Raw genomic sequence first — 22,485 nt, forward strand, 5'->3', positions numbered from 1 at the left:
ATGGACTATACTCTATTTCCATTTCTAACATTACTATGTTTTTTAGCATATACAAAATATATGAAAACGCCTATTATAATCCATGCCACAAAACTAATTAAAGTAAGCTTAGAAAGGTTCAAAGCCAAATATATACAACTTACTATTGAAACGATAGGTAAAAAAGGTACTAGAGGGGCACGGAATGGCCTCTTCATATCAGGATGCGTCTTTCTTAATACAATGACAGCTATAGATACAAACACAAATGCTGTTATCGTTCCCATATTCACTAAATTAGCTAATAAATTCAAATCCACTAATCCCGCTAATAAAGCTGCTAGTATACCTGTAACCCACGTATTAAAAAATGGAGTTTGTAAACGTTTATGGACACTTGAAAGTCTTTTTGGTAACAGTCCATCTCGACTCATCGAGTAAGATACACGAACAAATGCAAACATAGCTACTAACAGAACTGTTGTTAGCCCCGCTATCGCTCCCACCGATAACAACCCAGCAATTCTATCTTCTCCTACAGTGCGCAACGCATATGCAACCGGATCAGCAACATTTAATTCCGTAAACGGAACCATTCCAGTTAGCACGAATGAAACACCTACATATAGAACGGTACAAATGAACAAGGAAACAAGTAGCCCAATTGGCACGTTACGTTGTGGACGCTTCACTTCCTCTGCGGCTGTTGCAACTGCATCAAATCCTAAAAAAGCAAAAAATACAGTAGCAGCGCCCCCTACCACACCGTGAAAACCAAACGGTAGAAATGGTTGCCAATTCTCTGGTCTTACATATTGTGTCCCTACGACAATAAATCCTACAATAACAGCCAGTTTAATAATAACCATTATATTATTAATTCGTGCACTTTCTTTTGCACCACGGCTTAATAAAAATGTAACAACTAAAATAATAAGAACTGCTGGTAAATCAATGATTCCACCCTTCTCCATTCCTGGTGCCGAAGCAAAAACCGTAGGAATGTGAATATTAAAACCTAGTAGCAGTGACTGAAAATATGCTGACCAGCCTGCTGCAACCGCAGAAGTCGCTAATAAATACTCCAGCATAACACACCAGCCAACTATAAATGCAAAAATCTCACCTAGTGTCATATATGTATATGAATATACACTTCCCGAAACTGGAACTGTAGATGCAAATTCAGCATAACAGAAAGCTACACATGCACATATAATTGCCGCTAATACAAAAGATAATACAATCGCCGGACCAGCATGTTTCGCTGCTACAATACCAGTTAATACGAAAATACCTGTACCAATAATTGCTCCAATACCTAAAAGAGTTAAATCAATCGCTCCTAAAGTTTGATTCAATACTTTTTTCTTTTCTTCATCCATTGCTTTCTTTATGAAAAGACTCATTCTTTGAAACCTCTTTTTCAAGTTTATCTCTTACTTGTTACATTCTTTATTACTGTTCTATTTTAAAAATAAAAATATACATAGTTCACTTCCCCTATAGACTTAGTAACCCACCTCATAAAAAACAGAAAATTCAATCTCTTTATACCGTATTGAATTTTCAAAATATTAATCATACCAAAAAACCATTAAGAATGCTGATTGAATTTATCATACAATTAATTATATTGTCAATAATAAATCACTCAAAAATAATCGGTTGATTATGTATCAAATGTTATTTTTATACATAATTATTTTCTTAAAAACATTGTTGTTTTCCACCTTAATATTCATATTCATTTTATTACATTGATTTTCATTACATACAATGTAATGAAAATCATAATAACCTCAAATTAATTATTATTCAAAAATAATAATTAATTTGAGGTTATTTCACCATTTTAATACTAACAAAAAAGTGCAGATTTTCATCTGCACTTTTTTTATTCTTCCACTTCAGCTTCTGCACTACTATTTTCAAGATGCTCCTTCTGAGCTTCCTCTTGCAACTCTGCTGAAATCATCCCATAATAAAGTTCCGGATATAACCCAAATATTTGATATACACTTCCTAAAAACGGCATCAGAATCCCTCTTTTCTAAAGTTGTATTGCCACTTTTAAGGATTCCCTTTTCATTCACTATACATTCGTTTTTGGCGTTTCTTCTTCATCTTGAATACTTAATAAATTTTGCCATTTTTTATACGGAGCGCTATTTGGATCTACATATCCTTTCGCATGCGAGCGATCCCACAATTGTTTAATAAACATTTCTTTCTCTTTCTTTGCAACCATATCAGCACCTGTACCGTAATAGTTCTGGAAATACAACTCGATTTCATCAAGGAATAGTCTTAATAATTCATCTGATGTTTCTTCTAACGTCGGATCATACTTCGCTTCACGGTCATACATTAAAATCATGTCTAAAAGATTGTGGACATGTTCTTTTCTAAGCCATCTTACATCTTGGGCTCCTAATACGAACGGATGTGTATATAAATGTCCACCTTGTATCATCGCCTTTTCTTGCTCTTCTTCAAATCGTGACAAGATGTTTTCATAAATAAACGGATTATGAAGCAATGCTCTGTGTAATTTATAACTTTCGCTTGAAATATTTTTTCCCATCGACTGAATTAAAAAGCTACGTCCCACACCGTTATATTGATACACAAACTGTCCATCAACAGCAACTAAACTAATCCAGCGATACATATATGCGTATAGTAATGCACGATTACATTTATCATAATCTAATTTTGTTTGAGTCGCATTCAAATCTGGCATAAAGGCTGGTAAGTGCCAATACTTATCTAAATGCGGCGTTAAACTAGATTTTTTACTATTTAATTTGTTTACACGGCGATAATACGATTGGAAATAGTCCCCTTTATCATTCATAAATCCGTTTGAAATATGTCCTGATGATAATTTAGGAAAATCTTGCAGCGATAAGCCATAATGTGCTCGATAACAGATCACTTCAAATGGCGAAAAGGCTTCGTGTACTGTATCTTTTTCTTTAAACATTTCTTGAATCAATTCCTCTTGTAGCTCTTTCTTTAAAGAAGGATGTATACCCCAATATTGTAATTCCCTATGATGAGCAACTTTCGGAATGAATGGACTTGCTAAATGGAACAGGTCTTCAATTTTTTCACGCACGTATTCATCGCGATCACGTTTCTTATAATCTGCTTCTTTTCGCAACGCTTCAATAATATTCAATTCTAATTTATCACGATAGCGTACTTGCAGTTCGTCATAACAATAGCTCAGTATATGTTCGCGATAGAAATCCTCTACCTTTTTCGACTGAATCTCTTCTGTTTTCGCATCACGACAATATTCCCCATACAAACTCATATAAATTTCCGCTGATATATCTTTCGGTAGTACACCTAAATTTAAATGTTGCTGCATATCTTGCCATATCTTTTCTTGCAGCTGTTCCTCTGCTAATACATAAACATTCGTCGGGTTTGTTTTCCCTTCAAATTCCTTACTGCGCTTTTGGATTTCAAACAATAAATTTTCACGTGTTTCATGTAAATTATCAAAAAATCTTTCCCAATATTGAATCATTTTATTAACTGCCTGATATAGCGATTGATACACAAGTTCTAATAGCATTTCTTTTCGATATTCATTTAATTTGTGTACATATTGCGTTACGATGTCTTCAAATTCTCTTTTGAATAAACGTTGCTGATTATTAATCATTTTTCCGAACCAGCCTTGTTGTTGAGCAATTTCTACTCGGCGTACAGCCGTTACCGTGCCATCGATATTACCTACATTAAATTTTTTATCGTAGTTTTGAATTACATTACGCTTTTGTTCATTATTTTCATGTAATCGATTCATTTTTTCTACTAACTGTTTTCGAATTTCATATAACATAAAACGTGCTGCTACTGGGTGAACTGGATCTGTTTTCTTTAAAAACCATGTATTTAATTGATAGGACTGCCCTTCAGAACCACTTGGTGAAAAGCGGTCTGATTCAATCATGTCATATAAAAGTGTCGTTACATGTTCATGTACACGGCTCGGAATCGCATATGCATATAAGCGAACCGCATGATCCACTCTTGCCACTTCACCTTTCATTTGTTCCATCATTTTCAGTTTCGCAGCTGAAATTTTACACTCATGTTGCAGACGATTTAATTCCTCATCTTTTTGCACCGTTCGTTGTACATAACTTTCTACAGCTTCTAAAAACAGTTTTGATTTCGCAACTCCGAGCTTACCACCCTCTGCCCCTTCACGTGTTTCATTGTACATTTGTCTATAGAAAATATGAGCTTGCTCTGGACGGGTAGCAAGATGCTCCAAGTCCTCTAAATAACTTTTACCTCTCTCCGGCTTTTCACGCTGCATCCCACGTTTTACATCTTGGTCGTATCTTTGCTTCTTCTCTTGAAACAGTTGATCTAAATGCAGCCACGATTCATCTAAACCTTGCACCGCCCATTTTAAAGCACAATATTTTAACACATGCTCATATGGATAAATGAGTTTTGCCGTTCCTGCCCCGCAATATCGTCCTTTTCCACTTGATTCTGCTAATTGCTGAATTTGATTGTCTTCTTGTGCAAAATGACTTGTAGACATCGGGCTAAATAACTGTAAATAAATTGTATTTGCCATCTGTTCCATATAGTCTGATAAATTGTGTAAATGGTGTCCATGTAGATTTTCGTAATCGTATAAGAAACAATAATTGTACGGTAAATGATGTTGTTTAATTGTATGATTCGTTCTTCCGTCTTCATCTACTTGATCAGGGCGATACTCTAATTCAATTGTTACACCACCGCGTTTTGATAATTCTCCAGTAGAACCGAGCGTAATAGCATGTAATTCTTTTAACGATGCATAGCCATTTGCTTGCACCGTTTCAAATTCTTTCGCACTAACCGTTCTCGTCTTTACTAAAACATCCGGCATTAAAAACGCACCGCGTATTAAAATGTTATGATGCTGCAATTTCTTCCGAAGCATTTCACGTAAATATAATGCAATTTGCAGAAACATCCCTGAACCTGTTCCGCCTGCTAGTGATGTTACTATAATGACACGCACACCATATTCCGTTTGATCACTTGTAACCGGAAAAATTTTCTCGATTTCTTGCCAAAAAGACGTCAATTTATCTTCTTTCATCGCAGCACGTAACGCTAAACGTGAAATGACGCGTAACTGTCCTGCTCCTTCTGTTAATGGCTTATCAAGTATAGTCGGATCCATCGGAAACCACTCTGGGATCGTTGGATCTCCCGCAATATACTCCCTAGGCGTTTTACTAGAACTTGTTTGTGTCTTAAACTTTCGAATATGATCAAATTTACTTAATGTATTCACATCTGTATCAAATACGTGCATTGCTACCTTTTTCCGGCGCTCTTCAGGCAATTTTTCATATATTTGATGCGTCACAGTACTACCGATTCCACCTAAACCAATTAATATTGTTGGAACTTGTAATGTCATGTGAACCACCTTCCTATTCTTGCTTGTTTGAAAAAAGGGAAAGAGAATCAATACTCCATCCCCGTCTTATCCCTATCTACTATTCACATTCATACTTGTAAATCTCCTTACCATATCCTCTATCAATTAGTAAAAGTTCATTTGGATATAGTGTCTTATGTTCCATTCCTACTTCATCTTTTGTTATAAACATCCCATCAATAATCATTCCAACTACTTGTGATTCTTTCGCTACAAAGACAGATTTCGAACCTTTCTTCGCTATAAACGTAACGGATTGCACTGTTTTTCTTTCTGCTCTAAATGGGATACCAAAATAATGGTTCCACCATTTATTTCGAAGTAATTCTGGCTCAGATTGATATAGCCAATCTTTCGCTACCTCTTGATCCCATTCATAATACAGTAGTGCCTTCCGGTGAAATCTCGGCCGAACAATCCATCCTAAAACAATGATTCCTACTACTAGCAGTAATAAAGTGATAGGAATGACAAACTTAAAAATAAGCGCATATTTTTCATAAAACGGAGCATCTTGAATATGGAATGTTATGTTTTTCTTTACTTCTTGTAATTTTGAATCCTGCATTACGATGGTAGCTTCTACGGTGCCGGTATCTGTAAAATTAAATGTGTCGGAGTAATAGGGACGAGGATAAACATAGATCTGATTTCCATGTTGCTTTATTTCATAATTGATTGATTGTTTAGATGTGACACCAGTAGATTTTAATAGTTTTTTTACAGCTTCTTCTGTCATCGGCTTACCATCTAACTGTGGCTGCAAAACAAATGGTTTACTATTCTCTAAATTTGTCACTTTTTCTTCATAATCTTTTGTAACAGTTTGAAGTGATAATTTTGGTTTCTCAGCTGTTTCAATTTTAAATTCTTTCGTCTGTCTATAAAACCCCTTTATATTCATATGAACTTTCCCGCGTACTAACCCTTTACCAAGCTTAGTTTCATAATAAAACACATGCCTTTTATCGTCCCACTTCATCGGATATTGTTTTCCGTCTATTTCTACTTCTGCCTGAAAGTAAGAAGACTGAACTGGCAACTCCGTAGGCTTCGCTTCAATAACAGCAGTAACCCCTTCGTGCATTTCCTCTACATTTTTTTGACTACTATCATCTTTGTCATAAGTAGAAACCGTATAATTAAGCGCTGGTTCAACTAGTACTTGTAGTCCTTCTTTCTCAATGTCCTGGTCTACTTCTATCGTATAAGTTCCTGGTTTAATAACTTCCTGATTTTCCGTACTTATATGAACTATATTTCCGAACAATTTTGCTTCTCCTGGTGCATGTATGGAAAAAGAAGATTGTAATTGTAACGGTTTAGAAATTTGTGTGACCTGATAATCGGGCAGAGAAGGCGATTGTCGTACAAGCGTCATACGCTTTAATGGAAACGGTGTTGTAATCTCTACTCTTTTCCCCACTACTTTCGTTTTTACAATCGATTCAACAGAGGAGAATGGATCACGATTTGCAACTAATGCTGCCACTTGATTTACACTTTTTACAATGCCATCTTCTCCGCTTGACGGCATCGTAACACCATTTATCTCTTTCTTCCATATTTCTTTAAACGTGTTTAATTGTTCTTTTTCTTGTTGTCCTAAATCTTCTTCCATCGTAATTAAGACTGGGTGTAATGATATCTTTTTTGCATCCATTTCTTTCTTAAACTGGGCTAATTTCTGCAAAATTTGTTCTTTTCCGCCAACCTTATCTTTCTCTAAATCATTAAATGCCCCGTCAGTTAATACAATAAGCCAAAATTCACGTTTTCCATCTATATCTGCTTCCTTTTTTATAGATTGCATCGCCGTTTCTACCGCGCTAAATGGAGTATTTAAATACGTTTTCCACGCTCCAATTCCCTCAATTTCTGTTTGCCTTTTATCCTTCGTTAACGAAATGTTTAATGGATCATTCGGCTTACTCATTGGAACGTAAGAAAATTTATCTTTTTCATCTAATAGCGCAACTAAACTTTGCAAAGCATAATTGGCATATTTCCAGCGATCGTTATTTCTCATGCTGCCCGAATCGTCATATACAAGTGAAACGACCCTTTCCTTTGCCTCCTCTCCTTTTGCAAAAGCTGATAAAGGTAAACATATAAATAGAAACAGCATGAACGTGGCACAAATTCGGATTTTCATGATGAGGCTTCGCCACCTTTGTAGACAAATTCCTATGTTTAAATTTATGAGAGGAAACAAGATATATGACTTGTATTTTAGGACAACTAACCCACCATAACTTTATTATGTAAATAGATTATACACTTGGTAATATTCCTTCTAGCATTCTCTATCCAATTATATAAGTAAAAAAGCCTGTTTAAGCTCCACGCTTAAAACAGACTTTTCCTACTTTTTATTTTAAAAACACATAACAAAAAGTTTGATTTTTAACTTAACACATCACTTCTATTTTAAATCCACCGGGTGCTTCAACGTAAAACGTATACGCATGGGCTTGCTTAGGAGGCTCGACCAAAAATCCATCTTCCTTCAATCTTTGATTTATCTTATCTACTTGTTCTTCACTTTCTTGTGGAAATCCTACGTGAAATGTTTTTGGATACTGAACTTCTTTTCCTTTCATTAAAGTTAGTATAAATCCATCATTATCACGCATAACTGCAAAGGCATTCCCCCTTGTTCCACTACAAATTAAACCAAAATACCTCTCTAAAAACTCTCTAGATGCTGTTACATCTGTAACTGTTAAATTAAGATGTTTAATTCCCAATCCCCCACCTCATTTCTCAATTTTCTAACATTTTATCATACAAATAAAAAACACGCTTTTCACAGCGTGTTTCATTGCTTTACATACACTTCAACAATCGGATTCTCTTTATTATCCGCATGCAAGCGTATATTCGCTTCACTTGTATTATAAATACTAGCTAATAACATTATCGTTAACACATTAGGTATCTTCGCATCACTTCCATATTTTCTCTCAAGCCCTTCCTTATATTCAAAATCTAAATCCCCCTGCACATATGTATACACTTCAAAACCATCTTCTAAATTGCAAACTACTGTATCAATAATATCTGCTCCTACTTGCTTCTTCATTTCCTCTCGCAACGCTTCAATAAATTCTTCCCACGGTACTTCGTATGTCTGAAACTGATCTGTAGATTTCATGCCTTTTCCTCCTTATATATCCTCTTCTTATATTTCCCCTTTCCTATAACAATTATGATAGATAGGACATTCGTACAAGCCGCACTTGTCCCCCTTACATATCGTATTACTGTAATGCGGAAGGAGGAAAGAACATGCATAGACAAAAATGTTATGATACATGCCGACGTTATTTCGGAAAAGTTGTTCGGATTGAAGACCGTGATGGCCGTATACATTTAGGTAAAATAATTGATTTGACACAAAACTCTGTATGGATCGAACCGGTGCAACAGCGCTCATCTTTTGATTCAGGATTCGGATACTATGATGCTTATGCAAACGGTGGTTGTGACCTTTGCGGCGGCCTTAGCAGATGTGATAGTTGCGGATTTGGATGCGGTGGTGGATTTAGCAGCTGCGGATGTGGTGGCCGTGGTTGCGGTAGTTGTGGTGGCGGCGGCTGGGGTGGCGGCGGTTGTGGCTGGGGTGTTGAACTCGGATTTGGTTTCATCTTCGGAATCACATTAGCTGCATTATTTTTCATTTAACATAGTAAAGAGTTGGCTACCTTTAGCCAACTCTTTTTCTTTATTTTTCACATATAAAAATACGATGCCCTAAAATGTGTTGGTACATAAGCCGTACATTTTCATGCTGTACCCACGCCTCATATAACTCATTCGGAATATGTGAGGATACATTCCATTCTGGCTCTTCTACATAGCCAGAGATTGTTTCTGCAATCGTGCCACCGCCAGCAATTGTGATTCTTTTAAAATTTGCTTTCTGAAATAATTGTACCCACTCATTCTCAGTTAATAGTTCTTTCATGCCATATAATTGGGCGATTTTTTCTTCCTCACCCTTATCAATGTGCCTATCAATAATCATTTCAATGACAACAAGCTTACCATCCTGCTGTAATACACGATAACACTCCGAGATAACCCTTTCTTTCTCTGTAAAAGCGATGATTGATTCTCCAAGTACGAACTCAAATGAGTTATTCAAACAAGGTAATTGCTCTACACTTCCTTCAATTAATTGTATAGCTAACCCTTCAAACAACCATCTATCTTTTGCCTTTTGAATCATAATTTCATTCTTTTCAACAGTTGTTACTTTATAACCAAATTCCCTTGTCATATATGCCGCTGTTTTTCCCGTACCGCAACCTATTTCAAGGACATTCGCTCCATATTTAAAAGGCAGTTGTGCTAACAATTGTTTTGTTAACGTAAAACCACCAGGATGAGCACTTCCTATTCCGTAATAAGCTAGGAAATCGATGTATGTGTTTCGCTTCATAGGACTCTCCTTCAAGTTTTCTATAATACATATATTCATCCTCAAAAAAATAGTGCACAGAAAAAAAAGCATTTTCAAGTGCAATGTTGCAACTTGAAAACGCTTTTTTCTTTTACTATTTCTCTTCTACATACGCCCATTTGAAACTATATTCCGGACTAATATTATGTTTTACAATTCCCTTTACATTTGGTTTCATAACATACGATCTACCACTTTGATATAAAGGTACGAGCGCTACATCTTCTTCAAGTAACAATTTTTCTGCTTTCCCTAGCTCTGTCCAACGTTTTTTTGCATCAGCCATCCATTCCGTCTTACTTTTATTAATAATGTCATCATATTTTGAATTTGAATAGCTCATCTGATTCTGTGAATTTTTCGTTTCAAACATATCAAGATATGTCATTGGATCCGCATAATCTGGATTCCAGCCACCATATGAGAAATCATAATCTTGGTCTGATTCTAATTTTAGTTTTTGCTTAAATGGCTGAAGTTTAATATTTACTGTTACACCCTTTAAATTCTTTTCAATTTGATCTTTTACATACTCCCCAACCTTTTTCGCATTACCAGTATCATAATTTAATAGCTCTATTGTCACTTGATCTTTTCCAAGTTCTTTTTTCGCTGCTTCCCAGGCTGCTGCTGCCTTTTTAGAGTCTTGTTTAAAACCATTTTTAAACGTTTCTGCGAAATCTTTACCGTCTGGTCCAGCTGCTAAACCTTTTGGTACTAAATAATCCACTGGTTTTGAACCATCATTTAAAATGACATTCGTTAAAGCTTTCTTATCGATTGATAATGCAATTGCTTCACGTAATTTTTTACTCTTTAACGGTGTATCTTGCCCACCACGTTTTTGATTTAGACGCAAGTAAAACGTACTTGTTTCTGAATATGCACCAAACTCTTCTTTATTATTTCTATACTTATCAACAAATTCACCTGATAAAAGTGTAAAATCAATCGCACCTGTATCATATAAATTTACTCTTGTAGCTGGTTCTTTTACTACACTATAGTTGATTTCTTCTAGTTTTACAGTCTTTTTATCCCAATACTGATCATTTTTCTTTAATTTCCAACCTTGTTCATGCTTCCAATCAGTAAGTACAAACGGTCCATTATAAACTGTCGTATCAGACTCTAAACCGTATTTATCTCCTTTTTCTTTTACGAACTTTTCATTTAATGGATAGTATGACGCGAATGCCATTAAATTTAAGAAATATGGTACTGGTCTCTCTAGTTCAACTTCCAGCGTATAATCATCTACCGCTTTTACACCTAATGTAGAAACTTCTGCTTTCCCTTGATTTATTGCCTCTGCATTTTTAAGATAGTAAGCAATAAACGCATACTCAGCAGCTGTTTTTGGATCTACTAGACGTTGCCATGCAAATACGAAATCTTTCGCTGTTACAGGATCACCGTTTGACCATTTTGCATCTTTTCGTAATTTGAATGTATATTTTTTGCCATCCTCGCTTTTCGTACTAGATTCTGCCGCCGCTGGAATTGGCTTGTTATCTTTATCTAGACGATATAACCCTTCCATCGTGTTTCCTAAAATTTGAGAACCTAACGTATCTGTATTTTTAGAAGTATCCATCGTCGGAATTTCATTCGTTTCTGTACGATTCATTACTTGCTTTGCCGCATATTTAATATCGGATTTTTTCTCTTCCCCGCCACTATTAGATGTCGTAGTCGTTTTCTTCTCCCCACCAGAAGATCCAGAACATGCTGTTAACGCCACACTCATTGCTAATACTGGCGCTACAACCGCCGTAAACTTTTTCATCTTTTTCTTCATTTTTGTACCCTCCCCAATTATATGTACGAAACTAACTTTGAGAGATTTCCAATTTAAATTATCAGAAAATTATTACTAATTATTATTCTACTAATTTTTCTCGAATTGTAAAGTATTTTTAAAAATATTCATAATAATTAATTTATTTACTTCAATAACAATCTATTACTACTATACGAATTCTCCCACATCTACTATATGTAAGTACCACTTTTCTTATTCTTCTCTATTTAATTTAATAGTAAAAGAGCGTTCTAAAAGTCATTATCTACCTTTAAAACGCTCTTATTTATTATTTCCCTTCCGTTACATAAGCCCACTTAAAGCTATATTCTGGACTGATGTTATGTTTCACAATTCCTTTAACATTCGGTTTCATTACATACGCTCTACCTGTTTGATATAAAGGAATTAATCCTGCATCTTCTTCAAGGAACAATTTCTCTGCTTTTCCTAACGTTTCCCAACGCTTCTTGGGATCAGACAATAATTCATTACCTGCTTTCGCTACCATTTCATCATATTTTGGATTCGAATAACTCATTTGGTTATATGGGCTCTTCGATTCAAACATATCAATAAACGTCATTGGATCCGAATAATCTGGGCTCCAACCTGCAAATGAAACTTCATAATCTTGCGCTGACTCTAATTTCAGTTTTTGTTTGAACGGCTGAATTTTCGTGTTAACCGTTACACCTTTTAAGTTTTTCTCAATTTGATCTTTAAAATAGTCAGCAATTTTTTTCGCAGTTCCATCATCATAGCTTAGTAGTTCAATTGTCACTTGATCTTTTCCAAGTTCTTTTTTCGCTGCTTCCCAAGCTGCTGCACCTTTTTTCGGATCATATTTTAGACCATTTTTAAATGTATCTTGGTAATCTTTACCGTCAGGCCCTGTCGCAAGCCCTTTTGGTACTAATTGATCTGTTGCTTTTGAACCGTTATTTAAAATAACGTTCGCTAAACCTTTTTTATCAATTGATAATGCGATTGCTTCACGTAGTTTTTTGCTCTTTAACGGTGTATCTTGTCCGTTACGCTTTTGATTTAAACGTAAGAAGAATGTACTTGCTTCTGAATACTCACCGTACTCCTCTTTGTTCGATTTATATTTATCAACGAATTCTCCTGATAATAGTGTAAAATCAATTGATCCTGTATCATATAAGTTTACTTTCGTCGCAACTTCTTTTACTACACTATAGTTAATTTCTTCTAATTTCACAGTCTTTTTATCCCAATACTGATCATTTCTCTTTAATTGCCATCCTTGTTCATGTTTCCATGAAGCCATAACGAACGGTCCGTTATACAACGTTGTATCTGCTTCTAAACCGAACTTATCTCCTTTTTCTTTTACGAACTTTTCATTTAAAGGATAGTACGATGGGAATGCCATTAAATTCAAGAAATACGGTACTGGCTTTTCTAATTCTACTTCTAGCGTATAATCATCTACCGCTTTTGCTCCTAAATCTGTTAGAGGTTTTTCACCTTTATTAATTGCTTCTGCATTTTTAATATAGAAAGCGATAAACGCATATTCTGCAGCTGTATTTTTATCGAGTAAGCGCTGCCATCCGTATACGAAATCTTTCGCTGTTACAGGATCACCGTTTGACCATTTTGCATCTTTTCGTAATTTAAATGTATATTTTTTGCCATCCTCGCTTTTCGTACTAGATTCTGCCACAGCTGGGATTGGCTTATTATCTTTATCTAATCGATATAAACCTTCCATTGTGTTCCCTAAAATTTGAGAACCTAATGTATCAGTAGATTTTGAAACATCCATCGTCGGAATTTCTTGATTTTCTGTACGATTTAATACTTGTTTCGCTGCATATTTAATTTCAGCTTTTTTCTCTTCCCCACCACCACTAGACGTCGTAGTTGATTTCTTCTCCCCACCAGATCCAGAACACGCTGTCAACGCCATACTCATTGCTAAAACTGGCGCTACAACCGCCGTGAACTTTTTCATCTTTTTCTTCATTTTTGTACCCTCCCCAATTATATGTACGAAACCATTTTTGATAGACTTTCTAATAACTAGTTATCAGAAAATTCTTATTAATTAATATTCTACTAATTTTTCCGCTTTTGTAAAGTTATTTTTAAAATATTCTAAAAATTATTTTTTTATTATAGTAAAACGTATTTTTTACAATTGTCATGATACAAATTCTTCCTTACATCTATCGATTTATTTACATGTAATCTCATAATAAAAAGAGCATTCCAAAAGTAAATAGTCTACTTTTGGAATGCTCTATCATTTATCTTTCTATTGTACGAGATTCTCACTACAAAATAAGCTAAGAAACTTGTATACATCCACTTAAAGATAACATTACTGTTTAAAAATTATTTTCCATCTTTTTCAGTCATATATGCCCACTTGAAGCTATACTCTGGGCTAATGTTATGGTGAACGATGCCTTTTGCATTTGGTTTTTGAACATATGCATCACCACGTTGGTATAAAGGTACAAGTGCTACATCTTTCTCAAGAAGTAATTTCTCAGCTTTTCCTAGCTCTTCCCAACGTTTCTTCGCGTCACCCATTAATTCTCCACCAGCTTTTTTAATCATATCATCATACTTAGAATCAGCGAAGCTCATTTGGTTATGAGAATGATTAGACTGGAACATATCTAAGAATGTCATTGGGTCAGCGTAGTCAGGTCCCCAACCAGCAAATGATAAATCATAATCTTGCTCTGTTTCTAATTTTAACTTTTGTTTGAATGGCTGAAGTTTAATATTAACTGTTACACCTTTTAAGTTTTTCTCGATCTGGTCTTTTACATATTCTCCAACTTTTTTCGCATTACCAGTATCATAGTTTAATAGCTCAATTGTAACTTGGTCTTTTCCAAGTTCTTTTTTCGCTTCATTCCATGCAGCTGCTGCTTTTTTCGCATCTGGCTTAATACCATTTTTAAATGTTTCTTGGAAATCTTTACCATCAGGTCCGGTTGCTAATCCTTTTGGTACTAAGAAGTCCGCAGGTTTAGATCCATCATTTAAAATTACATTTGATAGATTTTTCTTATCAATAGAAAGCGCGATTGCTTCACGTAATTTTTGGCTCTTTAACGGTGTATCTTGTCCGCCACGTTTTTGGTTCAGACGTAAGAAGTATGTGCTTACTTGTGAATATGTGCCAAACTCTTCTTTATTATTTCTATACTTATCAACGAATTCACCTGATAGAAGTGCAAAATCAATTGCATTTGTATCATATAAATTTACTCTTGTAGCTACTTCTTTTACTACACTATAGTTAATTTCATCTAGTTTTACAGTCTTTTTATCCCAATATTGGTCGTTTTTCTTTAATTTCCAACCTTGCTCATGCTTCCAATCAGTAAGAACGAACGGTCCGTTATATACTGTTGTATCAGACTCTAAACCATATTTATCTCCTTTTTCCTTCACGAACTTCTCATTTAATGGATAGTACGATGGGAACGCTACTAAGTTTAAGAAGTATGGTACTGCTTGTTCTAACTCAACTTCAAGCGTATAGTCATCTACCGCTTTTACTCCTAGCTCTGCTACAGGTTTTTCACCTTTATTCACCGCTTCCGCATTTTTAATTGGAAATGCAATAAATGCATACTCAGCAGCTGTTTTTGGATCTAATAAGCGTTGCCATGCATATGCAAAATCTTTCGCTGTTACAGGATCACCATTTGACCATTTTGCATCTTTACGTAGTTTAAATGTATATTTTTTACCATCCTCACTCTTCGTGCTTGATTCTGCAGCAGCTGGGATTGGTTTGTTATCTTTATCTAATCGATATAAACCTTCCATTGTGTTCCCTAAAATTTGAGAACCTAATGTATCTGTATTTTTAGAAGTATCCATTGTTGGAATCTCATTTGTTTCAGTACGATTTAGTACTTGTTTTGCTGCTAATTTTCCTTCTGATTTACTATCTCCACCAGAGCTAGAATTTGTGCTTGTCTTCTTATCTCCACCTGATGTAGAACATGCTGTTAATGCCATACTCATTGCTAAAACTGGTACTACAACCGCTGTTAGTTTTTTCATTTTTTTCTTTTTCACTTTCTGTACCCTCCCTAATTCTTAACGCTCTCATTTAAGAATTTTCTGATAATTCTGTTTTTCTTTATATATTTATCAGAAGATTCTTATTAACTATTATTCTACTAATTTTTTGAGTTTTGTAAAGTGTTATTATTGAAAATTTTTAAAAAATTATTTTTTTACAGTAATATTCATAAAAATTACTTAACCTTTCGAAACACTATACCTCATGGAATTCTATGTATTGATTTAATAGTCTTTATATCCCTTCACTATAAAATAACTTGTAAATTATTGTTAATAAATAATGTATATCGTAACAAACCTCTTTTCTACAAAAATAAAAAAGCAGACATTTCGTCTGCTTTAATTCTCCTCAATTTGCTTTTCACTTAACCCTAGATGTGTTCTAAGAGTATTACTCAAACTCTGTAGATCTTTTTTATTAGGATTATAATAATATACACGTTGCCCGTTTGGGCCATTAGGTAAGTATAAATCATCACCAGCTAATTGTATTTTTTCAACTGAACCGTTTAAACCGTATTTATAAAAAGATAAAATATCATCCATTACTAAATTTGTTTTAAAATCACTATCAACCGCCTCAACTATTTTTTCTAGCTTCGTAATCGATCCTACACTTTTTAATTTACTTAAAATCGCTTCAATAACAAGTTGTTGGCGCTGTCCTCTCATTGCATCACTATCAATATGGCGCGTTCTTGCTAGTGCAAGTGCTTCTTCGCCATTTAATTTTTGTAATCCTTTTTTCAAATGAATCGCATCAGGTTCATCTTTACTATTTTGCTCCGTAAATTCAACCGGGACATCCACTTCAATACCATCTAACCCATCAACAATTTTAGTAAAGGAACCAAAATTAAATTTCACAAAATAATCAACTGGCACCTGTAACAATTTTTCTACCGCTTCCACAGAAGCTTGCGGTCCTCCATCTGTACCATTTTTAACGAAACCACTTCCATATGCATGGGTTATTTTATCTTTTTTCTTTTCAACTGGAACATATGTATATGTATCACGCGGTATGCTCGTTAATTTCACTGTTTTATCGTCTTTATTAAAAGTCGCTAACAATAATGCATCTGTATGAAATGCACCATTATATTCCTTTTGTCGTTCTTGATTTTCATCAATTCCCATAATTAAAAGTGAAACATGATTTGCAATTGGCTTTACAGATTTCTCACGTAAATTGGATTTTTCACCTCGTGCTAAATTCAAATTAGATTTTTGTACGAGACTAGAAGTTTTCATATATACATAGGCTCCATAGCCAATTCCACCAAATAGTAATACCGCCAGTAGTAAACTTATTATCGTTTTCTTTTTATATTTTTGCTTATTTTTCTCTTCTCTTAAAGATGAATGATTCTCCATTTACTCTCCTCCTGTTTCTATTCATCCAATATGTTTTTCATTCTTTCATATTTAGCGCTATCCTTTTGAAACATACTTTCTTTCAATCCCTTATCTATTTGTATCCATTCAGTCGTAACTGAATATTGAATCAAGCCTTCTTGAAAACTAAGAAATTTCAACATAATCCCTGTATTTTTCTCCACAACCATTTCGAATTTCCCTCTTAAATCTTCAGAGGTGCTAACAGGCATCTCTATGTTGATGACTCCTTCAATTTTGTAACAATCTAATCCAAGATATTTCGTTTCTTTATAATTCCAATCTTTATATCGAATTAACAAATCTGCGAATTCTGATTGAATACTATATTTAGCTAGCCCTATATATTCATCATCATATCGCTTTTTTTCACCTGCTTTTTTCAATAACCTTTCCGTAGGATTTAATTTTAATAGTTCATTGTTTCTTTCTTTCGGGTTCCATTTTGTCTCTTTATAGGTATACTTCTCATCATCAAACTCTTTTTTCTTGCCCTCGTTATATATAATTGTTCGTTTTTTCGCTAGTTTATCTTCTTTCGAAGAGATACCTCTTTGTTTTTCCGTATCAATCGCATACTTATATGTTGTAGCAATTCTTGATGAGCTAGAATATTCCTCAAATTGTCCTGAAATATTTTTAAAATAATCAATAGAATCTAGCATTTTTTGATGAATCTTTTCTTTATCTGGATAATGTACATTCGATTTTATTTCTTCTTCATTTTCAAAATCAGAAAACGCTTTTTTCTTTACATATTCAAATACTCCACCATTTTGCGCAAAACTTTGTATAGAAAACTCAGACATAGATACCACCGAAAGTATACAAACCGCTGCACTAATTATCATCATATGAATTTTGTAACTCTTCTTTTTTACCTTAAGATTATGTAGCGTGCCATTAATTTTTTCATTTAACTCTGGAGGTACTATAACATTTTCATCTTTTATTCTCTTTTTTAATTTCTCATCAAATAATTTTTCATTATCCATCCTTTACACCCCCTATTCCATCTTTAATCGTTTTTGTAGTTGTTCCCTCGCGCGTGACAATCTTGATTTCACTGTTCCTTTCGGTATTTCTAACAGCTTTGCTATACTCTCTTGATTCATATCTTCATAATAATAAAGCACCGTAACAGCTCTTAATTCTTCATGTAACGATTGAATCGCATTACACAAATCTATATCTTCATACTGATCACACGCACTCATATTGTAATCATTCTCTTCTGTCACAATTACATTTTTATACGCTCTAATAATATTGTTACACTCATTTATTAGTATTCGAATTAACCAAGTTTGAAAAAATTCTTCTTTTTTTAATTTTTTTATATTTTCATAGGCCTTTAAAATTGTTGTCTGTATCGCATCCTCTATATTTGTCTCATCACGTAACATCGCCTTTGCTATTCGATACATCTTCACTTTTTCTGTATGTATAAGCGCTATAAAGGCTTCATGATCACCTTTTTTCGCTAAAGCAACATCCGTTTCTTCTTTTATAATTATTTTATATAAAGGGATTACTTTCACAATTGCTCCTCCTGTTTCATCCTCACTTCATCACTTCCAATTTAACTTTACATGTATTAGACGTATGAACCCAGAAAAAGGTTCAATTTTTTGAATATTTTTGTAATCCAAAAGATAAATACCCTTTATAAGTGTTATGCGATAAACAATACTAGTTTAAATTTACAAATAAAAAAAGCCCACTTTCTCAGTGGACTTTCTACTTTATAACGGTAAATCCCTCTTCTTAAACACTACAATTGCTACGATGAAAATACAAAGCGCTCCAGCAGTTAAACCTATACTTACCGGCCATATATTATATGATCCTTCAGCAATTTCTTTCGGACGAAACAGCGTGAATAATGATAGGTTTTTCATCCATTCTAACTTATCACTTAACTTCCCTACCATATCCAATACGAAAAATAGGATAGTTAAACTCGCTGAATAACTTAGTGCTTTTCTTTCGTCATTACATATGCAAGAAAAGAAAAATGAATACGCACTAACGACTAAAAATATGAGCCCTCCGACTATATTTATCTTCAAAAATAATTCTTTATTTAAGTTATTATCTTGTAAAAACCATTCTGCACCTACTAACCCAGCTACATACGTAACAGATACAATAATCAGAAGTTCCAATATGAGAACAGTAGCTTGTGTAATAGCAATTTGCACTCTAGATACAGGTGTTGCTAGCAAGTATGCCATTGCTCCTTTATCTACATGACGAGCAATTAAATGTGTCGCAACTGTTACGCAAAAAATTGTTAAAATGATAATAAACAATAGACTATAGTATTCGCCCGCTAGAAAATCCATTACGTTTTGAATCGGACTTTCCATACCAACGATTTTTTTCACACTATCAGGCATGGCAGCTATTAATTCATTTAGCCCTTTCGCTGATACCATTGACGGGAATATCCAAATTAATAACCACAAATATAAAGCCGCACCACACGCATAACTCAAAATACTTTTTTGTGTTTCTTTCAAACTAGCTAAAAACAATTGCTTATTCATGCGTTACCCCTTCTTTCTTATCGTAATAATGCATAAATAAATGTTCTAAATCCATCGCTCTCGTTTGAAGTGCCGTTACATTATAGTTTGAAAGTGTTTGTAAAACAGTTTGATAGTTTCCTTGTACAATGATAGATGCCTCTCTGCCTTTTACCGCTTCAAATTGCAAATTACACTTTGTAAGGGACTCAATCTCTTCTTGTGATGATACTGTTACATCTATCACCTGTCTTCTCATTCCTTGTAAATCGTGAATATTTTCAACCGTTACGAGTCGACCATCTTTAATAATAGCTACTCTGTCACAAGTTCTCTCAATTTCAGTAAAAATGTGTGATGACATTAGGATTGTTTTTCCTCTTTGCTTTTCCTCTAATATTAAATCTATAAACACTTGCTGCATAAGTGGATCAAGTCCAGATGTTGGTTCATCTAAAATTAACACCTCTGGATCGTGCATAAATGCAGCGACTATCCCTACTTTTTGCTTCATTCCTTTAGACATTTTGCGAATCGGTGTTTTCACATCAAATTGCAGACGCTCTATCAGTTCATCTCGTCTTTTCGTATCCTTTAATCCACGCATTCCCTGCATTAATTTTAAAAACTCTAATCCGTTCATTCCTTCAATAAAAGAAATTTCACCCGGTAGATAACCAACTTCCCTTTGAATTTTCGCTGCTTCATTCCAACAATCTAATCCAAAAATTGTCGCTTTACCAGCTGTCGGTTTTATAAATCCCATTAAATTACGAATCGTCGTTGATTTTCCGGCACCATTCGGTCCTAAATAACCAAATACTTCTCCCTCTTTTACATCAAATGTAATATGAAACAAACCTTTTCCATTCGAAAACTGTTTTGTGACATCTTGAACTGAAATCATAATTCCACCTCATTTTTTGAAATATTGAATATGTGATATTTCAAAATTATTGTACTCCTCATCTTCCATATTCGCAACAACTTTTTGAAATATTTATTAGTCCATATTTCAAAATTATTGTTTTCCATTATTTTTTCTTGTATATTTTAAGTGAGGTGATTGCATTGAACGGCTTTGAAAGAGTAAAAGAAAAGAAAAAGCGTGCCATTAAAGAAGCAGCATTCGTATTATTTTCAGAACGTGGATTTAATGAAGTGAAAATAGAACATATCGCAAAAGAAGCAAACGTTTCTCAAGTTACAATTTATAATCATTTCGGAAGTAAAGATGCGTTATTTAGGGAGCTTATACAAGAATTTATCATATCTGAATTTCAATATTATAAAGAGCTTGCAGAAGAAAAATTACCTTTTCATGATATGATGCAAAAAATGATTCTAAGAAAAATGAATACTGGCGGGTTATTTCAACCTGATATGTTACTGCAAATGATGCAAAGGGATGAAGAACTCCGTAAGTTTATTTATAGTTATCAAAATGAAAAAATCCTGCCCTGGTATTTAGAAATATTAGAACAAGCTCAGCGCAAAAACGAAATTAATCCACACCTTACTAAAGAAATGATGTTACTTTACATTCAAATGTTTACTAAATTAGGTGATGATTTTGGGGCACAACTTCTTGAAGGAAATCGCGAAAAACATATACAAGATATCGTCACGATGTTCTTTTATGGACTGTCCGTCCCAGAAAAATAATTGTTTCTAAAAAACAAATACAATCACCAAAAAGCCCTTTGGATATTTAAATCTCAAGGGCTTTCTCATATCAAATAAATAGCTAAAACTAACTTTATCTTAAAGAAGTTAAATGCTGCTTTATAGATAACACCTTATTATAGATTAACTCTTTTAGCATAACAGGCTGAATCGAAATAATCGTTTCACCGAAATTCAGAAAATAATTTGAAATAAAATCAGATTCTTGCTTGTTAAAATAGCCTGTTATAATGTAATTTTCATTTTGCAACCTCATGGAAGGGTAATTCTCTTTATCAAAAATGTCTTTTCCTTTTTGATTAACAATGACGCTAAAATCAATTGCATCAGGCTTCCTGTGAAAAGTAGTAAGATAACTTAATAATTCTTCAAGATTTTTTGGATGAACATTGCTTGTTTCCACAATAGAAAGAATTTTATCACATCTAATTATTTGAACATGATTTGTCTCAAAATTAAAGATTTTAGCATACCACTGGCCAAATTTAGATTCTATTCGAATAAATTGGGCAACCAATGCTTTCTCCTCACCTTTTTTTAAATATGTTAAATGATAAACTCGCTCAGCAAAAATCCCCTGTAAAATTTCTTTTAAGAACGGACTAAAATTACTATGATTTGTTACTTCAAAGGAAAGCGTTAGTTCCATGATTGAAATATTTTTACTCACATTATCAGGTAATACATGTTTAAATTTATTTTCAAGCGCAATACTTTCTACATTAAATGGTTTTGTCTTGTATCCATTTAGCGTAAGAATTGAAAAGTATAACGCATACATTTCATCCACACTAAAATAAATTGGTGATAACACATTATTTTCTATAATTTTATAACTTCCATTTCTACCCAGTTCAGAATATATGGGTACACCTATTTCTTCCAATGATTGAATATCTCGCAACGCGGTACTTTTAGAAATATCATATCTAGTCATTAAATCTTTTAAATTAAAATATCTTTTATTCTTTAAGAAAATAAGCATATCATTTATTCGTTCCGTTTTTTTCATATTTCCCTCCCAAAAAGGTGTCATGTATTGAAACCCTTT

Annotated in this window: 18 protein-coding genes; 2 read left to right on the forward strand and 16 right to left on the reverse strand. The window is 34.0% G+C overall.

The genetic code is table 11. From position 1 onward, the window contains the following. Window positions 1-5: 5 nt before the first annotated feature. From BUA87_RS21575 to BUA87_RS21600, 6 genes are all read right to left on the reverse strand, one after another. Entirely contained in the window at window positions 6-1,388 is a 1,383-nt protein-coding gene (locus tag BUA87_RS21575; protein ID WP_000051659.1) for an APC family permease, read from the reverse strand. 488 nt (window positions 1,389-1,876) lie between these two features. Beyond that, a complete protein-coding gene (locus BUA87_RS21580; RefSeq protein WP_001116193.1) occupies window positions 1,877-2,017 on the reverse strand; it encodes a hypothetical protein in 141 nt (46 codons plus the stop codon). Window positions 2,018-2,074: 57 nt separating this feature from the next. After that, window positions 2,075-5,437, reverse strand: a complete 3,363-nt coding sequence (locus tag BUA87_RS21585; RefSeq protein ID WP_000175110.1) for a tubulin-like doman-containing protein — start codon at window positions 5,435-5,437, stop codon at window positions 2,075-2,077. Between the two features lie 79 nt (window positions 5,438-5,516). Continuing rightward, window positions 5,517-7,613 (reverse strand): vWA domain-containing protein, encoded by a 2,097-nt coding sequence (locus BUA87_RS21590; protein ID WP_061660597.1) that lies wholly within the window; start codon window positions 7,611-7,613, stop codon window positions 5,517-5,519. A 256-nt stretch (window positions 7,614-7,869) separates the two neighbouring features. Beyond that, window positions 7,870-8,208, reverse strand: a complete 339-nt coding sequence (locus BUA87_RS21595; protein ID WP_000511529.1) for a VOC family protein — start codon at window positions 8,206-8,208, stop codon at window positions 7,870-7,872. Window positions 8,209-8,279: 71 nt separating this feature from the next. Further along, window positions 8,280-8,615: a hypothetical protein gene (locus tag BUA87_RS21600; protein ID WP_000842905.1), complete on the reverse strand. Its 336-nt coding sequence runs from the start codon at window positions 8,613-8,615 to the stop codon at window positions 8,280-8,282. 134 nt (window positions 8,616-8,749) lie between these two features. Between BUA87_RS21600 and BUA87_RS21605 the strand changes: the two genes are divergently transcribed. Further along, on the forward strand, window positions 8,750-9,145 hold the full coding sequence (locus BUA87_RS21605; RefSeq protein ID WP_053563839.1) for a hypothetical protein: 396 nt from the start codon (window positions 8,750-8,752) through the stop codon (window positions 9,143-9,145). A 40-nt stretch (window positions 9,146-9,185) separates the two neighbouring features. Here BUA87_RS21605 and BUA87_RS21610 read toward each other — a convergent pair whose 3' ends face one another. From BUA87_RS21610 to BUA87_RS21650, 9 genes are all read right to left on the reverse strand, one after another. Then, window positions 9,186-9,905, reverse strand: coding sequence for a class I SAM-dependent methyltransferase (locus BUA87_RS21610; RefSeq protein WP_071714658.1), 720 nt, complete (start codon window positions 9,903-9,905; stop codon window positions 9,186-9,188). A gap of 115 nt (window positions 9,906-10,020) precedes the next feature. Continuing rightward, a complete protein-coding gene (locus tag BUA87_RS21615; protein WP_000728481.1) occupies window positions 10,021-11,727 on the reverse strand; it encodes a peptide ABC transporter substrate-binding protein in 1,707 nt (568 codons plus the stop codon). Between the two features lie 292 nt (window positions 11,728-12,019). After that, the gene (locus tag BUA87_RS21620; RefSeq protein WP_000728443.1) at window positions 12,020-13,726 is read right to left on the reverse strand and encodes a peptide ABC transporter substrate-binding protein; all 1,707 of its coding nucleotides are present in this window, start codon (window positions 13,724-13,726) and stop codon (window positions 12,020-12,022) included. Window positions 13,727-14,097: 371 nt separating this feature from the next. Continuing rightward, a complete protein-coding gene (locus tag BUA87_RS21625) occupies window positions 14,098-15,810 on the reverse strand; it encodes a peptide ABC transporter substrate-binding protein (protein WP_000727534.1) in 1,713 nt (570 codons plus the stop codon). Between the two features lie 348 nt (window positions 15,811-16,158). Further along, on the reverse strand, window positions 16,159-17,196 hold the full coding sequence (locus BUA87_RS21630) for an LCP family protein (RefSeq protein WP_000427599.1): 1,038 nt from the start codon (window positions 17,194-17,196) through the stop codon (window positions 16,159-16,161). A 17-nt stretch (window positions 17,197-17,213) separates the two neighbouring features. Further along, window positions 17,214-18,212 (reverse strand): hypothetical protein, encoded by a 999-nt coding sequence (locus tag BUA87_RS21635; protein ID WP_000368239.1) that lies wholly within the window; start codon window positions 18,210-18,212, stop codon window positions 17,214-17,216. Window positions 18,213-18,224: 12 nt separating this feature from the next. Next, entirely contained in the window at window positions 18,225-18,758 is a 534-nt protein-coding gene (locus tag BUA87_RS21640; RefSeq protein ID WP_065229191.1) for an RNA polymerase sigma factor, read from the reverse strand. A 204-nt stretch (window positions 18,759-18,962) separates the two neighbouring features. Continuing rightward, window positions 18,963-19,769 (reverse strand): ABC transporter permease subunit, encoded by an 807-nt coding sequence (locus BUA87_RS21645; RefSeq protein WP_001041424.1) that lies wholly within the window; start codon window positions 19,767-19,769, stop codon window positions 18,963-18,965. Next, window positions 19,762-20,655 (reverse strand): ABC transporter ATP-binding protein, encoded by an 894-nt coding sequence (locus BUA87_RS21650; protein ID WP_025118000.1) that lies wholly within the window; start codon window positions 20,653-20,655, stop codon window positions 19,762-19,764. The genes BUA87_RS21645 and BUA87_RS21650 overlap by 8 nt, the downstream gene beginning before the upstream one ends. 155 nt (window positions 20,656-20,810) lie before the next feature. Between BUA87_RS21650 and BUA87_RS21655 the strand changes: the two genes are divergently transcribed. Further along, window positions 20,811-21,413: a TetR/AcrR family transcriptional regulator gene (locus BUA87_RS21655; protein ID WP_072940770.1), complete on the forward strand. Its 603-nt coding sequence runs from the start codon at window positions 20,811-20,813 to the stop codon at window positions 21,411-21,413. A 94-nt stretch (window positions 21,414-21,507) separates the two neighbouring features. Here BUA87_RS21655 and BUA87_RS21660 read toward each other — a convergent pair whose 3' ends face one another. Then, window positions 21,508-22,470: a helix-turn-helix transcriptional regulator gene (locus BUA87_RS21660; RefSeq protein ID WP_072940773.1), complete on the reverse strand. Its 963-nt coding sequence runs from the start codon at window positions 22,468-22,470 to the stop codon at window positions 21,508-21,510. Between the last annotated feature and the right edge of the window lie 15 nt (window positions 22,471-22,485).

Source organism: Bacillus sp. bc15 (assembly GCF_900142585.1).
In the GTDB taxonomy this organism is placed as follows: Bacteria; Bacillota; Bacilli; order Bacillales; family Bacillaceae_G; genus Bacillus_A; species Bacillus_A cereus.